This is a genomic window from Pseudomonas sp. MNR3A (assembly GCF_009650575.1).
Classification (GTDB): Bacteria; Pseudomonadota; Gammaproteobacteria; order Pseudomonadales; family Pseudomonadaceae; genus Aquipseudomonas; species Aquipseudomonas machongensis.
In genome coordinates this window covers 126378-149061 of sequence record NZ_VZZS01000006.1, presented here as the reverse complement: position 1 = coordinate 149061, position 22684 = coordinate 126378, and the positions used below count along the sequence as shown (strand labels likewise).

Here is a 22684-nt window from a genome sequence, read left to right as displayed (position 1 = left end):
CATATCCCTACCTCCAATGCGGTGAGTCCACCCCTGTCGGCATCGAAATGAATTGCTTAGAAACGCGACCGCAAAAAACCCTGCCAGGCAACACCCTTCCAAAAAGACAATAAGGAGACCGCCGAGAAGATCAGTATCCATCCTGCACTGACCACCCACCAAGGCTCCCCCCCCAGAAGCAACGACAATATCTGGTGCAGCCCCCATCCCAACACAAGCGAAACACAAGCAACCAGCAAAGGCCGGATGACCGCCTTGAGCACCGTGGCTTTACTCTTGATCGATGTCGTGACAACAACGAAATACAACGCCTGGCCGAGCATGCCACCCAATGCGACACCAACCAATCCGAACCACAAAGCACCGCCATACGCCAGCACAGCACCCACCAGCGCGCAGCCGAGCGAAAGCATCGCGAGCCGACGCATCTTCCTGTGCACCTCCAGACGCTTTTGCACATACACCGCAGCACAATTGAGAAACACGCCGACAAACGCCAGCAACAACGTACCGGTTGGTGCAACTACTGATTTTCCGACTGCGCGCTCGAACAATTCAAAGCCGACTTGCCAGATCCCGCACCACAGCAAGGAAAATGCGATGATCAAGAACCCAAGAGACCCCTCTACCAGCGATGCGTCGAATCGACCCTCCTTGAACCTTTTCATGATCAAAGGGTGGACCAACATCAGCAAAGGCATACTCAAGAGCCCGCCAGCACCGACGAACAGGTCTTTCATGGACAGGTAGGAATCGCCATTTTCCAGCCCGAGATATCCGATGACGAAACGGTCGGATGCAGCCATCATGAGCATGCCTAGCGTCCAAGGCACCAAGGCCACGCCATAGCTGAAGACTGCCTTGATATCTCCTCGTATTTTTGACGGGGCGATGCCGCGGGAAAACACTCGAAAACGATTGACGGCGAAATAAAGCATCACGCATGCCGCCGAGGCGTAACCCAGAGCAAGCGCCAGCATTGCCGCTGAATAGGTCAACCCCCCGCCGCGCTGGAGGGAAACGATGACCCCCACTTGAATGAGTGCTTGAAGGGCAACCGCCACTAACTGATGCTTGACCAGAAATCCTGCCTGGCAAACCGCCGACAGAAAAAAGAAGTAAGCTTGGCACAAGCACAACACCCACACACTCAAAAATGCATCACCCCCGCCCACGAGCACAATCGCAGCACCCGCGGCAGCAAGGGCAGTGAGAGGCCCCAGTGTCGAAACCAGAAACACGCTATGTTTCAGAAAAGAAAACTTATTACTCACCGAAGCAAAATGGTAAATGAACGCGTTACCGACCCACATCGACCCAATTTGTGCAGCAATGGCGGCACACGCCAAGCCAACAGAGTATTTCACATAGTCTTCACCTGACAGGTTCTTGTAGAGGAAGAATATAAAAAATATTGTAAGGGCTGCCGGAAGCAACTTCACAGGTATATACAGTGCGAACTTTCCCAAAAAGCCATTATTACCACTCATACCTGGAACCCTTTGCGCGACACGCCTTGCATTCCCGCCCCACTTGAGACAGCACCGCCCACAGCAGCTCGCCTCCTTGCGAACGCAGATCGACCACATCGTTCTACCCTGTCAGCCACCTGCACCCGCGACCCCGAAACCTGGCTCGACCACTGGACGCTGCACCGTCCCTAGCGTGCCAAGCAGGAAGAAAGCGAGGACCCCGGCGCTGGGCACGATAAGAATGTCCCAGGCCAGCGCCATTGGACCAAATGCCATTAATACTGCAGAGACGGCATAGATTCTCTCTACCGAACGCGGCTGGCTCAATCGCAAGCGCCACAGACGATGAAACGCCATCATCAACATGATCATGAACGGTATGAAGAAAAGTAAACCGCCCTTCCAGAGCAGCGTCAGATAGTAGATATGCGTTGAGCTATTTTCCGATATGCTGCCTTTCAAAGGCGTGGCATCATCCCTGAGTCGCCCATAACCACTAAAGCCATTTCCGACCACGGGGCTTTTGGAGACCTCAGTGACGCTCTCGATTGCCAACTCCAAACGACCGGTCGAAAATTGATCAGCTTTTTTCAAGATTTGCACGCTCTGTTCCCGCTGCTGAACTTCGCTACGCATCTCTTCATCCGAAGCAAGACCCTCCGTCGAGGCCTCTTCTCTATCGTTGGAAATATCTGCAAGCGGTGCGACGCTGTTCAGCTCCTCAGCCAATCTCTCGATCCGCTCTGCGACATCACCCGTTGCCACCGGCTGCTCCTGCGACATGGTCTGGACAGTGGTGAACATCCGGAACTCAGACATGCCTCTGACATATAGCACCAGGAAAGCGAGTAACGTGAGCACAACGACAACCAAGGTCTTGCGCCTGATCCGGGGAACGCGCCACGCGCCTACCAGCAACGTTGCAGCGATCCAAAGCAGCAAGGCCTGGGCACTTCTCGAGTCACTGCCCGCGATCAGGAACGCACCACTGAACAACGCCAAGGGCATACCGATTGAGAACACTCGCCCCCCCGACCGGGCCAGGTAGACACCGCACACGACCAGGAACTGCAAACAAATCAAATGTGCCAGGCTCAATACGCCAAACGCAGCGAACACAGGCAAGCCGAGAAACTTGGCATTCATGTAAGCCAGTTCTAGGCCTGGATCACCAATGTAAATCCTGACCTGCTCATTCAGAGCGATGATACGTCCCGTTACCACGACAACAAAGATCGAGGAAAACACCGCCAGCCAATAGACGATGGTTTCCAAACCAACGCGGCGGGATAGGGAGCGCCCCAAGAACCAAAAAGACGGTGCAAACATGATCAGCACTAATGAAAAGAAGTGTCGGACCAACTCACCATCTGGTTTCAGGTGATTGACAACCAGAATAGATACGATACCGAGAACCAACGAGGTAACGTAGAGGATGGACATCTTCCCAAGGCCATCAAAAAACGCCAACGCCACTAACGGCGCAAGCAGAAATACTGGATTGATGTCGTAGTTCAATAATGAAAATAAAATGATAGGCGTAGAGAGAGCCGCAGCAATCAGTACTACCCATACATCACTGACCCGCCTGACGTTTACTGCATACTGCATTTCATCCACCCAAGAAGCTGACAAACCAAAGCCATGTTTATCGCCTGGCAAAGCCAATATTGAACATGCATCGACGCCCTTCAGCCCCCATAGCCCCTGAAAGACGACATCAACAAATCCAACCGTATTGCAGCGCTAGCAAAAAACTCAAGTGGGGGAAGCGTGCTGACCTGATCACCTTCAAAGCCAAGTCGCGCCCGCCCAAGACAAGGGGAGCATCTTAATCTTCGTGAACGCTTTTTTCTAGGCCGCCACTCGCGTGACTGGAAAATACTTGTCGCTCCTGAGAGCATCCAAGAGCCGCAGAGCATGAGAGACGCTGGCTGCGCAGAGACGCGCAGCTCATCAACGCTTGCGTGACACCCTGGCAATGCCACCCAGCAGAGGCCCCAAGGCGAGACCGAGAACAAACGCAGCAAGCACGGGCAGTGCTACCGGCACATCAGGAAGCGACCAGCCAAACATCGCAAGCGAAACAGTCTGCTGATTCTCCAGCACAAACAGGACAGTAACTACTAACAAGAAGCTCAAAAAGATCACTACGGCAAGGCGGTTTAAACGACGCATGCTATTCCTCACGGCTGGATGGAATCGTGAGCTTCGTCTTCATTGACCCGATCCCGCAACTCCTTCCCCGGCTTGAAATGCGGCACATACTTGCCTTCAAGACTCACCGACTGCCCGGTCTTAGGGTTACGCCCAACCCGAGGCGCACGATAATGCAGAGAAAAACTGCCAAAGCCACGGATCTCGATGCGATCCCCGGTCGCCAGGCATTGGGACATCTGTTCAAGCATGGTCTTGATGGCCAACTCTACATCCTTGGACGAGAGCAACCCCTGATGGGTGACAATACGTTCGATCAGCTCCGACTTCGTCATATTTTTCCCTTCGTTATCAAGCAGCTAGATCATTGCTTAAGCAGTTTGTAGCACGCTTGGAGGGATTTGAACAGGGTGCATCTTGACTTGATAAAAAAATTCAAGATCTGCATATGACACTAACCCTAGGCCAACACCGACAGGAACACCGCAGCGGCAAGGCTCTGGGGAAGGGAGAGAAATCAAAGGCATAAAAAAGGGCGACCCGAGGGTCGCCCTTTTTTACCAATCAAACAGAACTCAGTTCTGCTTGGCCATTGCTTCGCGCAGCAGCGCAGCCATGGTGGTGTCGGCAGCAGCTTCCGGAGCGGTGTTTTTCAGGCTCTGGATTGCTTCGCGCTCTTCAGCATCGTCCTTCGACTTGATGGACAGGCTGATGACGCGGGACTTGCGGTCAACGCTGATGATCTTGGCTTCGATCTCTTCGCCTTCCTTCAGAACGTTGCGCGCGTCTTCAACGCGGTCACGGCTGATTTCGGAAGCTTTCAGAGTAGCTTCGATGTCGTCGGCCAGAGTGACGATGGCGCCCTTGGCGTCAACTTCCTTCACGATGCCCTTGACGATTGCACCCTTGTCGTTGACAGCAACGAAGTTGGAGAACGGATCGTCTTCCAGCTGCTTGATGCCCAGGGAGATACGCTCGCGCTCCGGGTCAACCGACAGGATGACGGTTTCCAGCTCGTCGCCCTTCTTGAAACGACGCACGGCTTCTTCGCCGGTTTCGTTCCAGGAGATGTCGGACAGGTGAACCAGACCGTCGATGCCGCCGTCCAGGCCGATGAAGATACCGAAGTCGGTGATCGACTTGATGGTACCGGTGATCTTGTCACCCTTGTTGAACTGGCCGGAGAAGTCTTCCCATGGGTTGGATTTGCACTGCTTGATACCCAGGGAGATACGACGACGCTCTTCGTCGATGTCCAGAACCATGACTTCCACTTCGTCGCCAACCTGAACGACTTTCGACGGGTGGATGTTCTTGTTGGTCCAGTCCATTTCGGAAACGTGTACCAGACCTTCGACACCCTCTTCCAGCTCGGCGAAGCAGCCGTAGTCGGTCAGGTTGGTGACGCGAGCGGTAACACGAGTACCTTCTGGGTAGCGGGAAGTGATAGCAACCCACGGATCTTCGCCCATCTGCTTCAGACCCAGCGAAACGCGGTTGCGCTCACGGTCGAACTTCAGAACGCGAACGTCGACTTCGTCACCAACGTTGACGATTTCCGACGGGTGCTTGATGCGCTTCCAGGCCATGTCGGTGATGTGCAGCAGGCCGTCGATGCCGCCCAGGTCCACGAAGGCGCCGTAGTCGGTGAGGTTCTTGACGATACCTTTGACCTGTTGGCCTTCCTGCAGGGTTTCCAGCAGGGCTTCGCGCTCGGCGCTGTTCTCGGCTTCCAGCACGCTGCGACGGGAAACGACAACGTTGTTGCGCTTCTGGTCCAGCTTGATGACCTTGAATTCCAGCTCTTTGCCTTCCAGGTGGGTGGTGTCGCGCACTGGACGGACATCAACCAGGGAGCCCGGCAGGAACGCACGGATGCCGTTAACGTCGACAGTGAAGCCGCCCTTAACCTTACCGTTGATAACGCCCTTGACCACTTCTTCGGCAGCGAAAGCAGCTTCCAGAACAATCCAGCACTCGGCGCGCTTGGCTTTTTCACGGGACAGCTTGGTTTCGCCAAAGCCGTCTTCGACCGCGTCCAGCGCAACGTGAACTTCGTCACCGACCTTGATGGTCAGCTCGCCAGCTTCGTTGTAGAACTGCTCGAGCGGGATGACGCCCTCGGACTTCAGACCAGCGTGAACGGTAACCCAGTCGCCGTCGATGTCGACAACGATACCGGTGATGATTGCGCCCGGCTGAAGATTGAGGGTTTTCAGGCTTTCTTCAAAGAGTTCTGCAAAGCTTTCGCTCATTTTAATTCCTGTAAATTCGGGCGAGACAGACGCCCATCGCCACATTCCAGACAATGTGGGTTTCGTTTAAGTAAAGAAAAGCGGGCAGGACGTTGACTGGTGCCCCTGCCTGCTTTCCTGGCGATCAGAGCAGGTCGCGCAATGCGAGCTCGCTTCTGATCCGTTGCAGCACCTGCTCGATGGACAACTCGGTAGAGTCCAGCTGGATTGCATCGGCCGCCGGCTTGAGCGGGGCCACTGCGCGCTGGGTGTCGCGCTCATCGCGCGCACGAATCTCATCTAGCAGACTCGACAGACTAACATCTTCGCCTTTGCCCTTCAACTGCAGGTAACGGCGGCGGGCGCGTTCCTCGGCACTGGCAGTGAGAAACACCTTCAGTGGCGCATCGGGAAACACCACGGTGCCCATGTCACGACCGTCGGCGATCAAACCCGGCGCCTCGCGGAAGGCGCGCTGGCGCTGCAGCAGCGCCTCGCGCACCGCTGGCAGAGAAGCGACCATCGAGGCGCCCGCCCCTACCGTTTCGGTACGGATGACATTGCTCACATCCTCGCCCTCGAGAATGATCTGCTGCAGCTTGCCCGGCTCGGCGGCGATGAACTGCACGTCCAGGTGGGCGGCAAGCGCCTTGAGCAACTCTTCGTTGGTCAGGTCGACGCCATGGTTCGAGGCGTTGAACGCCAGCAGGCGATACAACGCTCCGGAATCCAGCAGCCGCCAGCCAAGCTCGCGTGCCAGCAGGCCAGCGACCGTGCCCTTGCCCGAGCCGCTTGGCCCGTCGATGGTGATGACCGGCGCCTGCGAATTCACGACTTGCCCTCTTGCGCCACGCGGATGCCGACTTCGGCGCAAAGCGCCAGGAAGTTGGGGAAGGAAGTGGCGACGTTGGCGCAGTCGTGAATACGGATCGGCGCACTGGCACGCAGCGAGGCAATGCTGAAGGCCATGGAGATCCGGTGATCACCGTGACCGTGGACCTCACCGCCACCAATCTGGCCGCCGTCGATGATGATGCCGTCCGGGGTCGGCTCGCACTTCACGCCCAGGGCGATCAGGCCATCAGCCATGACCTGGATACGGTCCGACTCCTTGACCCGCAGCTCCTCGGCGCCACGCAGCACGGTACGCCCTTCGGCGCAGGCCGCAGCGACGAACAGCACCGGGAATTCGTCGATGGCCAGCGGCACCAGCTCTTCCGGAATCTCGATACCTTTGAGTTTTGCGCCACGCACGCGCAGGTCGGCGACAGGCTCGCCACCGACTTCACGCTGGTTCTCCAGGGTGATGTCACCCCCCATCAGGCGCAGGATGTCGATTACGCCGGTGCGGGTCGGGTTGATGCCGACGTGCTCCAGCACCAGTTCCGAACCTTCGGCGATGGACGCTGCGACCAGGAAGAAGGCCGAGGACGAGATATCGGCTGGCACTTCGATCCGAGTGGCAGTCAACTTGCCGCCGGACTGCAGCGAAGCTACAGGGCCATTGCTCTGCACGCTGTAGCCGAAGCCGCGCAGCATGCGCTCGGTGTGATCGCGGGTCGGTGCCGGCTCGGTGACGGTGGTAGTGCCTTCGGCGTACAGGCCAGCCAGCAGCAGGCAGGACTTCACCTGGGCACTGGCCATCGGCAGGGTGTAGTTCAGCGCCTTGAGCTTCTGGCCACCGCGAATGGTCAGCGGTGGGCGCCCCTCCGGGCCGGTCTCGACCACGGCACCCATCTCGCGCAACGGATTGGCCACGCGGTTCATCGGACGCTTGGACAGCGAAGCGTCACCGGTCATGGTCACGTCGAACGGCTGTGCGGCCAGCAGGCCCGACAGCAGGCGCATCGAGGTCCCGGAGTTACCCAGGTAGATCGGACCAGGTGGCGGCTTCAGTCCGTGCAGGCCGACACCATGAATAGTGACGCGGCCGTGGTGCGGCCCCTTGATGACGACACCCATGTCGCGGAAGGCTTGCAAGGTCGCCAAGGCATCTTCGCCCTCGAGGAAGCCTTCGACTTCTGTGGTGCCCTCGGCCAGCGAGCCGAGCATGATCGAACGGTGGGAAATCGATTTGTCGCCCGGTACGCGAATCCGTCCGGACACGCGGCCACCAGGTTGGGCCAGGAAGATCAGGTCGTTGGCGTTCATAGCGTCCACATAGGCCCGGCGGGCCAGGATTTTACTGAAATGCTCGCGGGCGACCCGAGCGCGGGTGAATACACCCAGCAGCTGGTGCCCGTCCCCTGCATCGACCGCGTCGCGCAAGGCGTCGAGATCGCTGCGAAATGTATCCAGCGTGCGCAGGACAGCGTCGCGATTGGCGAGGAAGATGTCATGCCACATGATCGGGTCGCTGCCGGCGATTCTCGTGAAATCGCGGAACCCTCCCGCAGCGTACCGGAAGATGTCGAGGTTTTCATTGCGTTTGGCCAGCGAATCCACCAGGCCGAACGCCAGCAGGTGCGGAAGGTGGCTGGTGGCCGCCAGGACTTCGTCATGACGCTCGACCGGCATGTGCTCGACATCCGCCTCCAGCGCGCGCCACAGGCGATCGACCAAGGCCAGGGCTGTCGGGTCGGTTTCGGCGAGCGGCGTGAGGATCACCTTGTGACGACGGAACAGTGCAGCATTGGAAGCCTCCACACCGCTCTGCTCGGACCCCGCGATCGGATGGCCGGGTACGAAACGCGCCAGACGCTCGCCGAACACGGCCCGCGCGGCACGCACCACATTGCCCTTGGCGCTGCCGACATCGGTGATCACCGCAGCCCCCAGGTCGAGCGACGCCAGGCGGGCCAGAAGCTTTTCCATGGCCAGGATCGGTACCGCCAACTGGATCACGTCAGCACCGACACAGGCCGCGGCCAGATCCTCTTCGCAGCGGTCGACCACGCCGAGGGCGACAGCCTGCTTGCGCGACTGGGCATCCAGGTCGACACCGACCACTTCGCGGCACAGGCCGCTTTCACGCAGACCTTTGGCGAAGGAACCACCGATCAGACCCAGGCCGACGACGACCAGGCGATTGATGAGCGGTGCGGGTTTGTTTACAGCATTAACCACGAGTGCGAACCCTGTTCAGAACAGCAACATGTGCCAAATTACAGCCTACAGATGGGCAGGACGAACCCGCACTATAGGTCCGACGCCACTCTCACGGGCAACGTGAAACCTGTGGGAGCGGGCTGGTCCCGCGATGGAGCGCAAAGCGCTCCCACCCACGGGCAACAATAAATTCAGAGCACCGCCTTCGGATAAGACCCCAGCACCTTCAACGCCACGGCCTCCTGGCTTATCTTCTCCAGCACCGCCTTGATCAACGGATCGCGGTGGTGGCCAACGAAGTCGATGAAGAACACGTAGGTCCACTTGCCGCTGCGCGACGGGCGGGTCTCGATGCGGGTCAGGTCGATGCCGTTATCGTGGAATGGCACCAGCAGTTCATGCAGCGCGCCTGGCTTGTTGCTCATCGAAACGATGATCGAGGTCTTGTCGTCGCCGGTTGGCGGCACTTCCTGGTTACCGATCATCAGGAAGCGCGTGGAGTTGTCCGGACGGTCTTCGATCTTCTCTGCCAGACGGGTCAAACCATACAGATTGGCTGCCATGTCACCGGCGATCGCCGCCGAGTTCCACTCGCCCTTGACCCGTTTGGCCGCCTCGGCATTGCTCGAGACCGCCACGCGTTCGACGTTCGGGTAGTGCGCGTCCAGCCACTTGCGGCACTGGGCCAGCGACTGGGCGTGCGAGTAGATACGGGTGATGCTGTCGGTCTTGGTGTTCTCGCCCACCAGCAGGTGGTGGTGGATGCGTAGCTCGACCTCGCCACAGATCACCATGTCGTGCTCGAGGAAGCTGTCGAGCGTGTGGCTGACCGCGCCTTCGGTGGAGTTTTCCACCGGCACCACGCCGAAGTTGACCGCGCCGGCCGCCACTTCGCGGAACACTTCATCGATGGCCGCCATCGGACGGCTGATCACCGCATGACCGAAATGCTTCATCGCTGCAGCCTGGGTGAAGGTGCCCTCTGGGCCGAGGTAGGCAATCTTCAACGGCTCTTCCAGGGCCAGGCACGACGACATGATTTCGCGGAACAGACGCGCCATCTCCTCGTTACCCAACGGCCCCTTGTTGCGCTCCATGACGCGCTTGAGCACTGCAGCCTCACGCTCGGGACGGTAGAACACCGGCTTCTCGCCTTCGGCGAGCGAAGCGGTCTTGACCCGCGCCACCTCTTCGGCGCAGCGGGCACGATCGCTGATCAGCTCGAGGATTTTCTCGTCGAGACTGTCAATGCGAACGCGCAGGGCCTTGAGTTCCTGTTCGGACATCAGCCGTGCTCCTTCTCGAATTCGGCCATGTAGGCCACCAGGGCTTCCACCGCATCCAGCCCCAGCGCGTTGTAGATCGAGGCACGCATGCCACCGACCGAACGATGGCCCTTGAGATTGAGCAGGCCGCGGGCGTCGGCACCGGCGAGGAATGCCTTGTCCAGGCGCTCGTCGGCGAGACGGAACGGCACGTTCATCCAAGAGCGGGCGTTGTGGCTGATCGGGTTGGTGTAGAACTCGCTGGCGTCGATAAAGCCGTAGAGGCGTTCTTTCTTGGAGCGGTTGCGCTGCTCCATGGCCTCGACGCCGCCCTGCTCCTTGAGCCACTCGAACACCAGGCCCGACAGGTACCAGGAGTAGGTAGCCGGAGTGTTGTACATCGAACCATTATCGGCCGAGATCTTGTAGTCGAGCATGGTCGGGCACGTGCTGCGCGCGCGACCGAGCAGGTCTTCGCGCACGATGACCACCACCAGGCCGCTCGGGCCGATGTTCTTTTGCGCACCGGCGTAGATCAGGCCGTACTGCGACACGTCGATCGGGCGCGAGAGGATGTCGGACGACATGTCGACCACCAGCGGAACATCACCGGTTTCAGGCACCCAGTCGAACTGCAGACCGCCGATGGTTTCGTTGGAGGCGTAGTGAACGTATGCAGCCCCTGGGGTCAGCTTCCACTCGTTCTGGCCAGGAATGGCCAGGTAGTCGTAGGGCTTGGCGCTGGCAGCAACGTTGATGTTGCCGAAACGGCGCCCTTCCTCGATGGCCTTTTTCGACCAGATACCGGTCTCGATGTAGTCGGCGGTGGCGTTTTCCGGCAGCAGGTTCAGCGGGATCTCGGCGAACTGCTGGCTGGCACCGCCCTGCAGGAACAGCACCTTGTAGTTCGAGGGAATGGTCAGCAGATCACGCAGGTCTTGCTCGGCCTTTTCAGCGATCGCCACGTAGTCATCGCTGCGGTGGCTCATTTCCATCACTGACAAGCCCTTGCCGCGCCAGTCCAGCATTTCGGCCTGAGCACGCTGCAGCACAGCGTCGGGAAGCGCGGCAGGGCCTGCGCAGAAGTTAAAGGCTCGTTTGCTCACATCCACTCTCGCTCTAATAGAACAAAATCTAACCAGCTGGTTCAGCGGTAATCCTGTGGGAGCGGGCTTGCCCGCGAACACCGGCGAAGCCGGCGCCATACATCGCACCGCCTGCTTCGCGGGCAAGCCCGCTCCCACAAAAACCAGACGTTGCCGTCGCTAATCAGTCAAACGGGGCGACCTTGGTCGCCCCGTTCGGGTAGTGCACTGGCTTAGTCCTGCGGCGCCTCTTCGGTGCCTGCGGCGTCTTCGCCAGCCGTGTCCAGCGCGTCGTTGTCGACGCCCTCCTCGTCCGCCTCGACGATGTCGTCGAGCTCGTCCTCGGACGGTTCCTGGATACGCTCCAGCCCCACCAGCGTCTCGTCGCTGGCCAGTTTGATCAGCGTCACACCCTGGGTGTTACGGCTCAGACTGGAGACCTCGCCAACCCGTGTACGCACCAGGGTACCCTGATCGGAAATCAACATGATCTCCTCGCCTTCCTGAACCTGGATGGCACCGATCAGCAAACCGTTGCGCCCCTTGGTGCCCATGGCGATCACACCTTGCCCACCACGACCACGACGCGGGAACTTGGACAGCGGAGTACGCTTGCCGAAGCCACGCTCGGAGGCGGTGAGAATCTGTGCGCCGGACTCGGGGATCAGCATGGAAATCACTTCCTGCCCCTTGCCCAGCCTCATGCCACGCACACCGCGCGCAGTACGACCCATCTCGCGAACCACGCTCTCGGCGAAGCGAATCACCTTGCCGGCGTTGGAGAACATCATGACTTCCTTCGCGCCATCGGTGATGGCAGCAGCGATCAGGGTGTCACCTTCCTTCAGCTTGAGCGCGATCAGGCCGTTGGAGCGCGGGCGAGCGAACTGCACCAGCGGGGTCTTCTTGACGGTACCGGAAGCGGTCGCCATGAAGATGTAGGCGCCGGTTGGCTCGGCAACCAATTCCGGCGTGTCGCCGTCTTCTTCGTCGACCTCTTCCGGCTCGATCAATTCGCCTTCGAGCACCGCGTCTTCCGCCTCGTCGATCTCTTCGTCGAGGTCGGCGCTCTGCTGCAGGGCTTCGAGATCGATCTGCAGCATCGCGGTGATGCGCTCGCCGTCTTCCAGCGGCAGCAGGTTGACCATCGGGCGCCCACGCGCGGCGCGGGAGGCTTCAGGGATGTCGTAGGTCTTGAGCCAGTACACCTTGCCCTTGCTGGAGAACAGCAGCAGCGTGGCGTGGCTGTTGGCGACCAGCAGGTGTTCGATGTAGTCCTCGTCCTTCACGCCGGTGGCCGACTTGCCCTTGCCGCCACGGCGCTGGGCCTGGTAAGCGGACAACGGTTGGGTCTTGGCATAGCCACCATGGGAGATGGTCACCACACGCTCTTCTTCGGGGATCATGTCGCCGTAGTTGAGGTCGTGACGGGCATCGAGGATCTGGGTACGACGGGCATCGCCGTACTCGGCGCGGATCGCTTCGAGCTCTTCGCGGATCACTTCCATCAGGCGCTGGGCGCTGTTGAGGATGCGGATCAACTCGCCGATCTGCTCGAGGATCTCCTGGTACTCGGCCAGCAGCTTCTCGTGCTCCAGGCCAGTCAGACGGTGCAGACGCAGGTCGAGAATGGCCTGGGCCTGTTCAGGCGACAGCCAGTACTTGCCATCACGCAGGCCATACTGCTCCGGCAGGTCTTCCGGACGGCAGGAGTCGGCGCCGGCGCGCTCGACCATGACCTGCACGGCACTGGATTCCCACGGCGTGCCGATCAGGGCTTCCTTGGCTTCCGACGGCGTCGGCGAGGCCTTGATGAGGGCAATGACCGGATCGATGTTGGACAGCGCGACGGCCTGACCTTCGAGGATGTGCCCACGCTCGCGCGCCTTGCGCAATTCGAACACGGTGCGACGGGTGACCACTTCGCGACGGTGACGAACGAAGGCCTCGAGCAGGTCTTTCAGGTTCAGCAACCGCGGACGACCGTCGATCAGCGCGACGATGTTGATACCGAATACGCTCTGCAGCTGGGTCTGCTGATAGAGGTTGTTGAGCACTACCTCAGGCACTTCGCCGCGACGCAGCTCGATGACGATGCGCATGCCGTCCTTGTCGGACTCGTCGCGCAGCTCGGTGATGCCTTCGATCTTCTTCTCTTTGACCAGCTCGGCGATCTTTTCGATCAGACGCGCCTTGTTCAGCTGGTACGGCAGCTCGGTGACGACGATCTGCTGACGGCCACCGACCTTGTCGATGTCTTCGATCTCGGAACGGGCACGCATGTAGATGCGGCCACGACCGGTGCGATAGGCCTCGATGATGCCCTGGCGACCGTTGATGATGCCGGCAGTCGGGAAGTCCGGGCCCGGGATGAACTGCATCAGCTCATCGACGGTGACCTCGGGGTTGTCGATCAGCGCCAGGCAGCCATCGATGACCTCGCCCAGGTTGTGCGGCGGAATGTTGGTCGCCATGCCCACGGCAATACCGCTGGAGCCGTTGACCAGCAAGTTGGGGATCTTGGTCGGCATGACAGCCGGGATCTGCTCGGTGCCGTCGTAGTTGGGCACCCAGTCGACCGTTTCCTTGTGCAGGTCGGCCAGCAGCTCGTGAGCCAGCTTGGTCATGCGCACTTCGGTGTATCGCATGGCCGCGGCGTTGTCGCCATCCACCGAACCGAAGTTGCCTTGGCCATCGACCAGCAGATAGCGCAGCGAGAACGGCTGCGCCATGCGCACGATGGTGTCGTACACAGCGGTATCGCCGTGCGGGTGGTATTTACCGATGACGTCACCGACCACACGGGCGGACTTCTTGTACGGCTTGTTCCAGTCGTTGCCCAGCTCGCTCATCGCGTACAGGACGCGGCGATGCACAGGCTTCAAGCCGTCACGCGCATCGGGCAGCGCTCGCCCGACAATCACGCTCATCGCGTAGTCGAGGTAGGACTGTCTCAGTTCGTCTTCGATATTGACCGGGAGGATTTCTTTGGCCAGTTCGCCCATGAGAAGCCTGATTCCTTTTTCTGGTGAAACTTCGCCATATCCATCGGTGGACGAACGAAGCTCGTCGCCGCAGCGTTCGACAGTGCGACGACATACGACAAATCAATGAGTTGTGCCCAGGATCTGCGCAATGAAGGCCGCGGAAAAGAGCGGCCTTGGAAACTGTCGGATGGTATCACAAAGGGTTGGCGGGTGGGAGATGGGGCAGGATGCCACTGAAGCGGAAAGTCCCGAGCGCCATCCCCCTCGCGAAAACACTCAATGCAAGCGCTTGCGACACATCAACTGGGCGATTTTTGCAGCGTCCGGGCGCTCGACAATACCTTTTTCGGTCACGATCACGTCGATCAGATCCGCAGGGGTCACATCGAAAACAGTGTTGAACACCTCGACATCCGCAGCAACCCGCTTCCCGGCCACTTCCAGCAACTCGTCTGCCTCGCGCTCTTCGAGAGGGATGTCATCACCGCTGGCGAGGTTGAGGTCAATGCTGGTACTCGACGCCACCACCATGAAACGTACGCCGTGGTGCATGGCAGAGACCGCCAGCTGGTATGTGCCTATCTTGCTCGCCATGTCGCCATTGGCCGCGATGCAATCGGCACCGACCACCACCCAGGTGATGCCCTTGGTCTTCATCAGGTGCGCCAGCGCCGAGTCTGCACACAACGTGACCGGAATCCCCTCATGGGACAGCTCCCAGGCCGTCAGGCGCGATCCGTGCAACCAGGGGCGGGTTTCTGCGGCATAGACGCGCTCGACCATGCCCTCCAGATAGGCGGCATGGATCACCCCCAACGCAGTGCCGAAACCACCGCTGGCCAACGCACCGGCATTGCCGTAGGTCAGCAAGGTCTGCTCGCTGCCCTGGTGGCGACGGATCTGCTCGATACCGCTCTGCGCCATGGTCAGGTTGGCTTCGCGATCGCTGTCGTGGATCGCCACAGCTTCAGCCTCCATGGCTGCGAGCACGTCCTCGTCGGGGCGCAACCGCTGCAGGCGCTCGCGCATGCGGTTGAGCGCCCAGAACAGGTTGGCCGCTGTCGGCCGCGCCTCGGCCAGTTCGAGGAAGTCCTCTTCCAGCGCCTGCTCCCAGTCATCGTCCTCGGCCAGGCGTTGACGCAGCGCAAGCACCAGCCCATAGGCAGCACTGATGCCGATAGCAGCCGCACCGCGCACCGCCATGCCGCGGATCGCCTGGACCACGGACGCCGCATCGACGCAGGTCAGCCAGTGCTCGCGGGTCGGCAGCAGACGCTGGTCGAGCAGATGCAGGGTGCCATCACGCCACTGGATGCTGGTCACCTTCTCCGCCACCAAAAGTCGCTCGCGCATCGCCTCTCCCCGCAATTCACTGATCAAAAGCGGACGATTATAGCGAGCCTCGGGCGCAGGCGCTCGGGTATACTGCGCGTTCCATTTAACGGAACCCGGTAGCCTGCCTATGCTTTCAGCCTCTTCGCCGCTCGACCTGCTGCTCGCACCCCGCTGGCTGGTGCCCGTGGAGCCGGCCAGCGTGGCGCTCGAAGGGCACGCCCTGGGTATCCGGGACGGGCTGATTGCCTGGATCGGCCCCCGCGAGCGGGCACCACAGGCACGCGAGGTGCGCGAGCTGCCCGACTGCGTGCTCACTCCGGGGCTGGTCAACGCCCACGGGCACGCCGCCATGACCCTGTTCCGCGGCCTGGCCGACGACCTGCCGCTGATGACCTGGCTGCAGGAGCACATCTGGCCGGCCGAGGGGCGCTGGGTCGACGAAGCCTTCGTGCGCGACGGCACCGACCTGGCGATCGCCGAGCAGCTCAAGGGTGGCATCACCTGCTTTGCCGACATGTACTTTTTCCCCCGCGAAGCCTGTGACCGCGTGCACCGCAGCGGCATCCGCGCCCAGGTGGCCGTGCCGTTGCTGGACTTCCCCATCCCCGGTGCGCGCACCACCGACGAGGCCCTGCACCTGGCCATCGAGCTGTTCGGCGACCTGCGCCATCACCCACGCATCAGTATCGCCCTCGGCCCCCATGCCCCGTATACAGTCAATGACGAGAATCTGGAGAAGATCCGGGTCATCGCCGACCAGCTCGACGCGCCGCTGCACATGCACATCCACGAGACCGCCGGCGAGGTCGAGCGGGCCGTGGCCGAGCACGGCGAACGCCCCCTGGCACGCCTGGCGCGCCTCGGCCTGCTGGGTCCGCGCCTGCAAGCCGTGCACATGACCCAGATCAGCGACGACGACCTTGCCCTGTTGGTAGAAAGCAACACCAGCGTGGTGCACTGTCCGGAATCCAACCTCAAGCTGGCCAGCGGCTTCTGCCCGGTCGAACGCTTGTGGCAGGCCGGGGTCAACGTCGCCGTGGGCACCGACGGTGCCGCCAGCAACAACGACCTCGACCTGCTTGGCGAAACCCGGACCGCAGCATTGCTGGCCAAGGCCGTCGCCGGTTCGGCCACGGCCCTGGACGCCCACCGCGCCCTGCGCATGGCCACGCTCAACGGCGCCCGCGCCCTGGGGCTGGAAGCAAGCATCGGCTCGCTGGAGGTGGGCAAGGCCGCGGACATCACCGCCTTCGACCTCTCGGGCCTGGCCCAGCAACCGGTGCATGACCCGGTTTCGCAACTGATCTACGCCACCGGCCGCGACTGCGTGCGCCACGTCTGGGTCACGGGCCACCACCTGCTCGACGACAGGCGCCTGACCCAGATGGACGAAGCGGCACTGATCGACACCGCCCGCACCTGGGGAGCGCGCATTCGCGCTGGCAAAGAATGACCGGCCGGCAGCTGCGGCTGCCGCCTGAGACACCTTTTATCGAAGTTTTCAGAGGATCTGTTCAATGAGCAACGTCGACCGCGCCGAAATCGCCAAGTTCGAGGCCCTGGCTCACCGCTGGTGGGACCGCGAGAGCGAGTTCAAGCCCCTGCACGAGATCAACCCGCTGCGGGTCAACTGGATCGACGAGCGCGCCAGCCTCGCCGGCAAGAAGGTACTGGACGTCGGCTGCGGCGGCGGCATCCTCAGCGAGGCAATGGCCCAGCGCGGCGCCACCGTGACCGGTATCGACATGGGCGAAGCACCACTGGCCGTGGCGCGCCTGCACCAGCTGGAATCGGGGGTCGAGGTCGAGTACCGGCAAATCACCGCCGAAGCGCTCGCAGAAGAGCTGCCTGGCCAGTTCGACGTGGTCACCTGCCTGGAAATGCTCGAACACGTACCCGACCCCTCCTCGGTGATCCGCGCCTGCCATCGCCTGGTCAAGCCCGGCGGCCAGGTGTTCTTCTCCACCATCAACCGCAACCCCAAAGCCTACCTGCTGGCGATCATCGGCGCCGAGTACATCCTCAAGATGCTGCCGCGCGGCACCCATGACTTCAAGAAATTCATCCGACCATCGGAGCTCGGCGCCTGGAGCCGTGTTGCCGGCCTCGAAGTGAAGGACATCATCGGCCTCACCTACAATCCGCTGACCAAGCACTACAAGCTGGCCAGCGACGTCGATGTCAACTACATGATCCAGACCCTGCGCGAGGAATGAGCATGCGCCTGCGAGCAGTACTCTTCGACATGGACGGTACCCTGCTGGACACCGCGCCAGACTTCATCGCCATCTGCCAGGCCATGCTCGCCGAACGCGGTTTGCCGGCCGTGGACGACCAGTTGATCCGTGGCGTGATCTCCGGCGGCGCCCGGGCAATGGTCGCCACCACCTTCGCCATGAGCCCGGACGCCGAAGGCTTCGAAGCCCTGCGCCTGGAGTTTCTCGAGCGCTACCAGCGCGACTGCGCGGTGCACAGCAAGCTGTTCGAGGGCATGGCCGAACTGCTGGACGACATCGAAAAAGGCAACCTGCTGTGGGGCGTGGTCACCAACAAGCCGGTACGCTTCGCCGAGCCGATCATGCAGCAGCTTGGCCTGGCCGAGCGCTCGGCGCTGCTGATCTGCCCCGATCACGTGAAGAACAGCAAGCCCGACCCCGAGCCGCTGATCCTCGCCTGCAAGACGCTTGACCTGGACCCAGCCAGCGTACTGTTCGTCGGCGACGATCTGCGTGATATCGAATCCGGCCGCGATGCCGGCACCCGCACCGCAGCCGTGCGCTACGGCTATATTCATCCAGAGGACAACCCCAACAACTGGGGCGCCGACGTGGTGGTGGACCACCCGCTGGACCTGCGCAAGGTGATCGACAGTGCGTTGTGCGGCTGCTGAGCTGTAAGGGCTGGCAGCACACACAGGGATAAAAACAGGGAATTCTCAATGTTCGACTACATCGCCCGCCCCGACCTGCTCAAGGGTCGGGTCATTCTTGTCACCGGCGCTGGCCGCGGCATCGGCGCTGCCGCCGCCAAGGCCTATGCAGCACTGGGGGCCACCGTGCTGCTGCTGGGCAAGACCGAGGCCAACCTCAACGAGGTCTACGACCAGATCGAGGCCGCCGGCCACCCACAACCCGTGGTGATTCCGTTCAACCTGGAAACCGCCCTGCCCCATCAGTACGACGAACTGGCGGTGATGGTCGAAGAACAGTTCGGGCGCCTCGACGGCCTGCTCAACAACGCGTCGATCATCGGCCCGCGTACGCCGCTGGAGCAGTTGTCGGGCGACAACTTCATGCGCGTGATGCACATCAACGTCAACGCGACCTTCATGCTGACCAGCACACTGCTGCCGCTGCTCAAGTTGTCCGAGGACGCCTCGGTGGTGTTCACCTCGTCGAGCGTGGGGCGCAAGGGCCGGGCCTACTGGGGCGCCTATGGCGTGTCGAAGTTCGCCACCGAAGGCCTGATGCAGACCCTGGCCGACGAACTGGAAGGCGTGGCGCCGGTGCGCGCCAACAGCATCAACCCGGGTGCCACGCGCACGGCGATGCGAGCGCTCGCCTATCCCAGCGAGAACCCGCAGGACAATCCGCTGCCCGAAGACATCATGCCGGTGTACCTGTACCTGATGGGCCCTGACAGCAGCGGCGTGAACGGACAGGCGTTCAACGCCCAATAAACGCCGGCAACTGCACCGGCCTCATCCCTGCAAGCGCGCGATGAGGCCGGGCACCTGATCAGCCCGCCGCCAACACCGGCTTGCTGAAGGTCTGACGCTGCACAGGCTCCATTGCCAGGCAACGCTCCAGGAACAGGTACATGCAGTCGTAGCTCTTGCAGATTGCCTTGCGCAGTTGCGCCTGCAATTCCTCGGAAGGGTTCTCGCCCACCAGCGTGCAGATGATCTCCAGCGCCTCCCATGGGTGAGCATCATCGTACTCGGCGTGCAGATCCAGCCACCTCATGGCCGCCTTGGACTCCTTGTCACCTTGCTGGATGAAGGCCTGCGCATAGTCCGTGTTGGGATAGACCTTTGCCGACCACTCTCCCGTCGCCCCTTCGATCGCATAGTTGGTCGCGGCCATCGCAATGGCCAGGGACTCGGTCGCACAGACACGCCAGCACCAATCATTCAAGCCGTTCAGCTCAGGCGGAACATCCTGGGCCTGCAAGTCCTTCAAGGTAATGTCGTGCGCCTTGCACCATTTGACCCAATGGTCGGCATGATTGAGTTCGACACGGATATTGCGTATCAACCAACGCCGCGCCATATCTTCGCCCTGGCTTCGGCCGTAGCGGGTCTTGGTGAGATTGTGGGCCATGTACAACGAGAACTGTTCGACCACCGGCCAGCCACCGATCAAGTACTGGCGGATGGTCTTCTTGCTCAGTTTGCCGTCGCTCAGGCGCTGGTAGATCTCATGCTCGACCACCCTGCGCTTGCTCTCGGCGCAATCATCGATCATTTTCTGCGCCCAGTCGGGATAGCTCTTGGCGTCCATCAATGGACCGATCCGAACGAATGCTTCAATCACTGTCAGCTCCTTGATTCCCTGTGATTTCCCGGACGGCTACTGGTATCAGCGGAAGGTCCCTGGCGCCCGGTGCAACAGGGGCCTTACTGCAATCCGTTGTCGCTGAAGGCTGCCACAGGTGAACACCTGCGGCCGCTCGATCAGATAACCCTGCGCGAAATCCACGCCGATCTCCTGCAGCGCCTGCTCGATCAACGGCGTTTCGACGAATTCGGCGATGGTGCGCTTACCCATGACATGGCCGATATGGTTGATCACCTCCACCATAGCCCTGTTAATGGGATCGTCGAGCATATCTTTGACGAAACTTCCGTCGATCTTCAGGAAGTCTACGGGTAAATGCTTCAAATAGGCGAATGACGACATCCCGGCGCAGAAATCGTCGAGGGAGAACTTGCAGCCCAAGCCTTTCAATTCGTTGATGAAGCGAATAGCACTTCCCAAATTCGCGATTGCGCTGGTCTCGGTTATTTCGAAACAAATCATGTGCGGAGGAATCTGGTACTCGGCGAACGATCGCTGCAAGTACTCCAGGAATTTATCGTCGCCAATGCTGCTACCCGACAGATTGATCGCGCACATCGCCAGCGGCCGACTGCAACCTTCATCCAGCGCCTGACGAATCACCTGAAACACATTGCGCACCACCCAGCGATCGAGTGCGGTCATCAGGCCGTAGCGTTCGGCAGCAGGGATGAAGCTGTCAGGCAGCACGGTCCGGCCGCTCTCGTCATGCAGGCGCAGAAGAATCTCTATGTGCCCGGCGCCCATGTCGGGCTTGAGCGGGGCGATTTCCTGGGCATACAAGCAGAAGCGGTTTTCCTCGAGCGCGACATGCAGGCGCTGGATCCAGGCCATCTCGCCAAAGCGCATCGACAACTCGCTGTCGTCGGCATGGTAGACCTGCACACGGTTGCGACCCTTCTCCTTGGCCATGTAGCAAGCCATGTCGGCTGCCCGCAGCGAGGCCTCGAGGGTGCCGGGCGACTGGGCAATGTGTACCAGGCCAATACTGACGGTGGTGACGAAGGGTCGTCCCTTCCAGACGAAATGCAGGCTCTGCACGGTCTGGCGCAAGTGCTCGGCAATCCGCTCGGCCTGGTCGGGTGGGCAGTTTTCCAGCAACACGCCGAATTCATCACCGCCCAGCCGGGCCAGGGTGTCACCTTCGCGCAGGCCTGCCTGCAGCACGGCGCAGATATGGCGCAGCAACTCATCGCCCGCAGCGTGTCCGCAGGTATCGTTGACCAGCTTGAACTGGTCGAGGTCGAGAAACATCAGCGAATGGCGCCCCGACTGACGGACCAAGATGTTGAGCGCCTGCTCCAGGCGATACTCGAACTCGCGGCGGTTGGCCAGGCCCGTCAGGGCATCGTGAGTCGCCTGCCAGGACAGGTTGGCGATGTACTGTCGCTCCTGCGTCATGTCATGCAAGGCCAGCACGATACCGCTGATCTGGCCGTCGGTGTGGATCGGCGATCCAACCAGGTTGACCGATACCGTACTGCCATCCAGGCGCTGGATCAGCCGGGCATGCTCGGCGCCGCCCTTGAGGCTGCCGCTGAGTACCTGCTCGACCAGGGTCAGGCTGTCCCGCTCGGCATTCTCATCGAGCAGGCTGAACAGCGCCGCCAGCGGCAAGCCATGGGCCTGGGAGGCCTGCCAGTGGGTCAACTGCTCCGCGGCAGGGTTCATGTAGACGATGCACCCCTCGACATCGGTGGTGATCACCGCATCGCCGATCGACTCAAGGGTGGTCTGTGCCCGCTCACGCTCCACCTGCAAAGCGCTGGCAAACGCCTGGCGCTGGGACAGCAACCGTGCAGAACGGCGCCAGGCCAGCGCGATGAGAAACAACGCCGTGAGCAGATTGGTGACCATCAACACCCGTAGCAGCACCCGCGAGCCTTCGCCCAAGGCATCGCTGAATGCCTTGGCGGCCGGCGTCACGCCCTCGTTGATCGAGACGATACGCGCTTTCCAGTCCGCCACCTCGCGTTCAGTGGCCACCCCCTGGACGAAGGCCTCGCGCATTTGCTGGGCCAGGCCGTCCAGTTGCCGCAGGTAGTCGTCGCCGGTGTTCCAGTAGCCGATGGCATTCTGCATGTAACTGATCTGGCGAAAATTGCGGTAGAACCAGATGATCCGATTGACGTCGTCCGGATGGTTACCACCCTGCAAGATCCCGCGCCGCGCCGCCTCCAGGTCCGGGACAGGCTGATCGAGAGCCACCCGTAGCTCACGGTCGCCCTGGGGTATGGCAATGGCCTGGCGATAACGCTCGAAGATGCGTTCGTCCTGGCTTTCGGCATACAGATTGAGGTAATAGATGGCGTCTTTCTGTGCCTTGGACCACAGGCTTTCGCCGGCCACGTACGCACGCATGGCCGAAAGCGAATAAAGACTGAGGCTGCCCAACAGCACCTGGAAAACCACCACTGCGACGAAGGGCCAGATGATTCCCAGCAACCTTGGCGCCTCGAGAGTCCGATTTCCCTTCATGTAGTCCCTGTCTCAGAGCGGATATGGCACGAATCGACCCAGACAAGCACAGCGTAGGCCATTT

General features: G+C 60.9%; 17 protein-coding genes. 4 read left to right on the top strand and 13 right to left on the bottom strand.

Going from position 1 to position 22684, the window contains the following annotated elements:
- Positions 1-56: 56 nt before the first annotated feature.
- The 11 genes from F6X62_RS04940 to mtnA form a co-directional block, all read right to left on the bottom strand.
- Complete coding sequence (locus F6X62_RS04940; protein WP_153772861.1) at positions 57-1490, bottom strand: lipopolysaccharide biosynthesis protein; 1434 nt, start codon at positions 1488-1490, stop codon at positions 57-59.
- Positions 1491-1601: 111 nt separating this feature from the next.
- Positions 1602-3083, bottom strand: coding sequence for an O-antigen ligase family protein (locus F6X62_RS04935; protein WP_153772860.1), 1482 nt, complete (start codon positions 3081-3083; stop codon positions 1602-1604).
- A 345-nt stretch (positions 3084-3428) separates the two neighbouring features.
- Entirely contained in the window at positions 3429-3650 is a 222-nt protein-coding gene (locus F6X62_RS04930; protein WP_153772859.1) for a lipopolysaccharide assembly protein LapA domain-containing protein, read from the bottom strand.
- Positions 3651-3658: 8 nt separating this feature from the next.
- Positions 3659-3964, bottom strand: coding sequence for an integration host factor subunit beta (gene ihfB / locus F6X62_RS04925; protein ID WP_125931661.1), 306 nt, complete (start codon positions 3962-3964; stop codon positions 3659-3661).
- Between the two features lie 240 nt (positions 3965-4204).
- Positions 4205-5884, bottom strand: coding sequence for a 30S ribosomal protein S1 (gene rpsA, locus F6X62_RS04920; protein WP_054893880.1), 1680 nt, complete (start codon positions 5882-5884; stop codon positions 4205-4207).
- Between the two features lie 124 nt (positions 5885-6008).
- On the bottom strand, positions 6009-6695 hold the full coding sequence (gene cmk / locus F6X62_RS04915) for a (d)CMP kinase (RefSeq protein ID WP_054893879.1): 687 nt from the start codon (positions 6693-6695) through the stop codon (positions 6009-6011).
- Positions 6692-8929: a bifunctional prephenate dehydrogenase/3-phosphoshikimate 1-carboxyvinyltransferase gene (locus tag F6X62_RS04910; RefSeq protein WP_153772858.1), complete on the bottom strand. Its 2238-nt coding sequence runs from the start codon at positions 8927-8929 to the stop codon at positions 6692-6694. Before F6X62_RS04910 ends, cmk begins: the two co-directional genes overlap by 4 nt.
- A 173-nt stretch (positions 8930-9102) precedes the next feature.
- Complete coding sequence (pheA, locus tag F6X62_RS04905; protein WP_054893877.1) at positions 9103-10197, bottom strand: prephenate dehydratase; 1095 nt, start codon at positions 10195-10197, stop codon at positions 9103-9105.
- Positions 10197-11282: a 3-phosphoserine/phosphohydroxythreonine transaminase gene (gene serC / locus F6X62_RS04900; protein ID WP_054893889.1), complete on the bottom strand. Its 1086-nt coding sequence runs from the start codon at positions 11280-11282 to the stop codon at positions 10197-10199. The genes pheA and serC overlap by 1 nt, the downstream gene beginning before the upstream one ends.
- A 212-nt stretch (positions 11283-11494) precedes the next feature.
- Positions 11495-14266, bottom strand: a complete 2772-nt coding sequence (gyrA, locus tag F6X62_RS04895) for a DNA gyrase subunit A (RefSeq protein ID WP_153772857.1) — start codon at positions 14264-14266, stop codon at positions 11495-11497.
- Between the two features lie 258 nt (positions 14267-14524).
- A complete protein-coding gene (mtnA, locus tag F6X62_RS04890) occupies positions 14525-15601 on the bottom strand; it encodes an S-methyl-5-thioribose-1-phosphate isomerase (RefSeq protein WP_153772856.1) in 1077 nt (358 codons plus the stop codon).
- A gap of 109 nt (positions 15602-15710) precedes the next feature.
- Here mtnA and F6X62_RS04885 point away from each other — a divergent pair, with 109 nt between their 5' ends.
- From F6X62_RS04885 to F6X62_RS04870, 4 genes are all read left to right on the top strand, one after another.
- Positions 15711-17036: a TRZ/ATZ family hydrolase gene (locus F6X62_RS04885; protein WP_153772855.1), complete on the top strand. Its 1326-nt coding sequence runs from the start codon at positions 15711-15713 to the stop codon at positions 17034-17036.
- A 64-nt stretch (positions 17037-17100) separates the two neighbouring features.
- Positions 17101-17799, top strand: a complete 699-nt coding sequence (ubiG, locus tag F6X62_RS04880) for a bifunctional 2-polyprenyl-6-hydroxyphenol methylase/3-demethylubiquinol 3-O-methyltransferase UbiG (protein WP_112898930.1) — start codon at positions 17101-17103, stop codon at positions 17797-17799.
- Positions 17800-17801: 2 nt separating this feature from the next.
- Positions 17802-18473: an N-acetylmuramic acid 6-phosphate phosphatase MupP gene (gene mupP / locus F6X62_RS04875; RefSeq protein WP_153772854.1), complete on the top strand. Its 672-nt coding sequence runs from the start codon at positions 17802-17804 to the stop codon at positions 18471-18473.
- Between the two features lie 48 nt (positions 18474-18521).
- On the top strand, positions 18522-19262 hold the full coding sequence (locus tag F6X62_RS04870) for a YciK family oxidoreductase (RefSeq protein ID WP_054893871.1): 741 nt from the start codon (positions 18522-18524) through the stop codon (positions 19260-19262).
- 58 nt (positions 19263-19320) lie between these two features.
- Here F6X62_RS04870 and F6X62_RS04865 read toward each other — a convergent pair whose 3' ends face one another.
- Positions 19321-20118, bottom strand: coding sequence for a TenA family transcriptional regulator (locus F6X62_RS04865; protein WP_153772853.1), 798 nt, complete (start codon positions 20116-20118; stop codon positions 19321-19323).
- A gap of 45 nt (positions 20119-20163) precedes the next feature.
- Positions 20164-22620: an EAL domain-containing protein gene (locus F6X62_RS04860; protein ID WP_153772852.1), complete on the bottom strand. Its 2457-nt coding sequence runs from the start codon at positions 22618-22620 to the stop codon at positions 20164-20166.
- Between the last annotated feature and the right edge of the window lie 64 nt (positions 22621-22684).

Bases quoted from the DNA above. Each gene is read 5' to 3' on its own strand.
- F6X62_RS04940 (WP_153772861.1), bottom strand. From the start codon at position 1,490: ATGAGTGGTAATAATGGCTTTTTGGGAAAGTTCGCACTGTATATACCT.
- F6X62_RS04935 (WP_153772860.1), bottom strand. From the start codon at position 3,083: ATGCAGTATGCAGTAAACGTCAGGCGGGTCAGTGATGTATGGGTAGTA.
- F6X62_RS04930 (WP_153772859.1), bottom strand. From the start codon at position 3,650: ATGCGTCGTTTAAACCGCCTTGCCGTAGTGATCTTTTTGAGCTTCTTG.
- ihfB (WP_125931661.1), bottom strand. From the start codon at position 3,964: ATGACGAAGTCGGAGCTGATCGAACGTATTGTCACCCATCAGGGGTTG.
- rpsA (WP_054893880.1), bottom strand. From the start codon at position 5,884: ATGAGCGAAAGCTTTGCAGAACTCTTTGAAGAAAGCCTGAAAACCCTC.
- pheA (WP_054893877.1), bottom strand. From the start codon at position 10,197: ATGTCCGAACAGGAACTCAAGGCCCTGCGCGTTCGCATTGACAGTCTC.
- gyrA (WP_153772857.1), bottom strand. From the start codon at position 14,266: ATGGGCGAACTGGCCAAAGAAATCCTCCCGGTCAATATCGAAGACGAA.
- mtnA (WP_153772856.1), bottom strand. From the start codon at position 15,601: ATGCGCGAGCGACTTTTGGTGGCGGAGAAGGTGACCAGCATCCAGTGG.
- F6X62_RS04885 (WP_153772855.1), top strand. From the start codon at position 15,711: ATGCTTTCAGCCTCTTCGCCGCTCGACCTGCTGCTCGCACCCCGCTGG.
- ubiG (WP_112898930.1), top strand. From the start codon at position 17,101: ATGAGCAACGTCGACCGCGCCGAAATCGCCAAGTTCGAGGCCCTGGCT.
- mupP (WP_153772854.1), top strand. From the start codon at position 17,802: ATGCGCCTGCGAGCAGTACTCTTCGACATGGACGGTACCCTGCTGGAC.
- F6X62_RS04870 (WP_054893871.1), top strand. From the start codon at position 18,522: ATGTTCGACTACATCGCCCGCCCCGACCTGCTCAAGGGTCGGGTCATT.
- F6X62_RS04860 (WP_153772852.1), bottom strand. From the start codon at position 22,620: ATGAAGGGAAATCGGACTCTCGAGGCGCCAAGGTTGCTGGGAATCATC.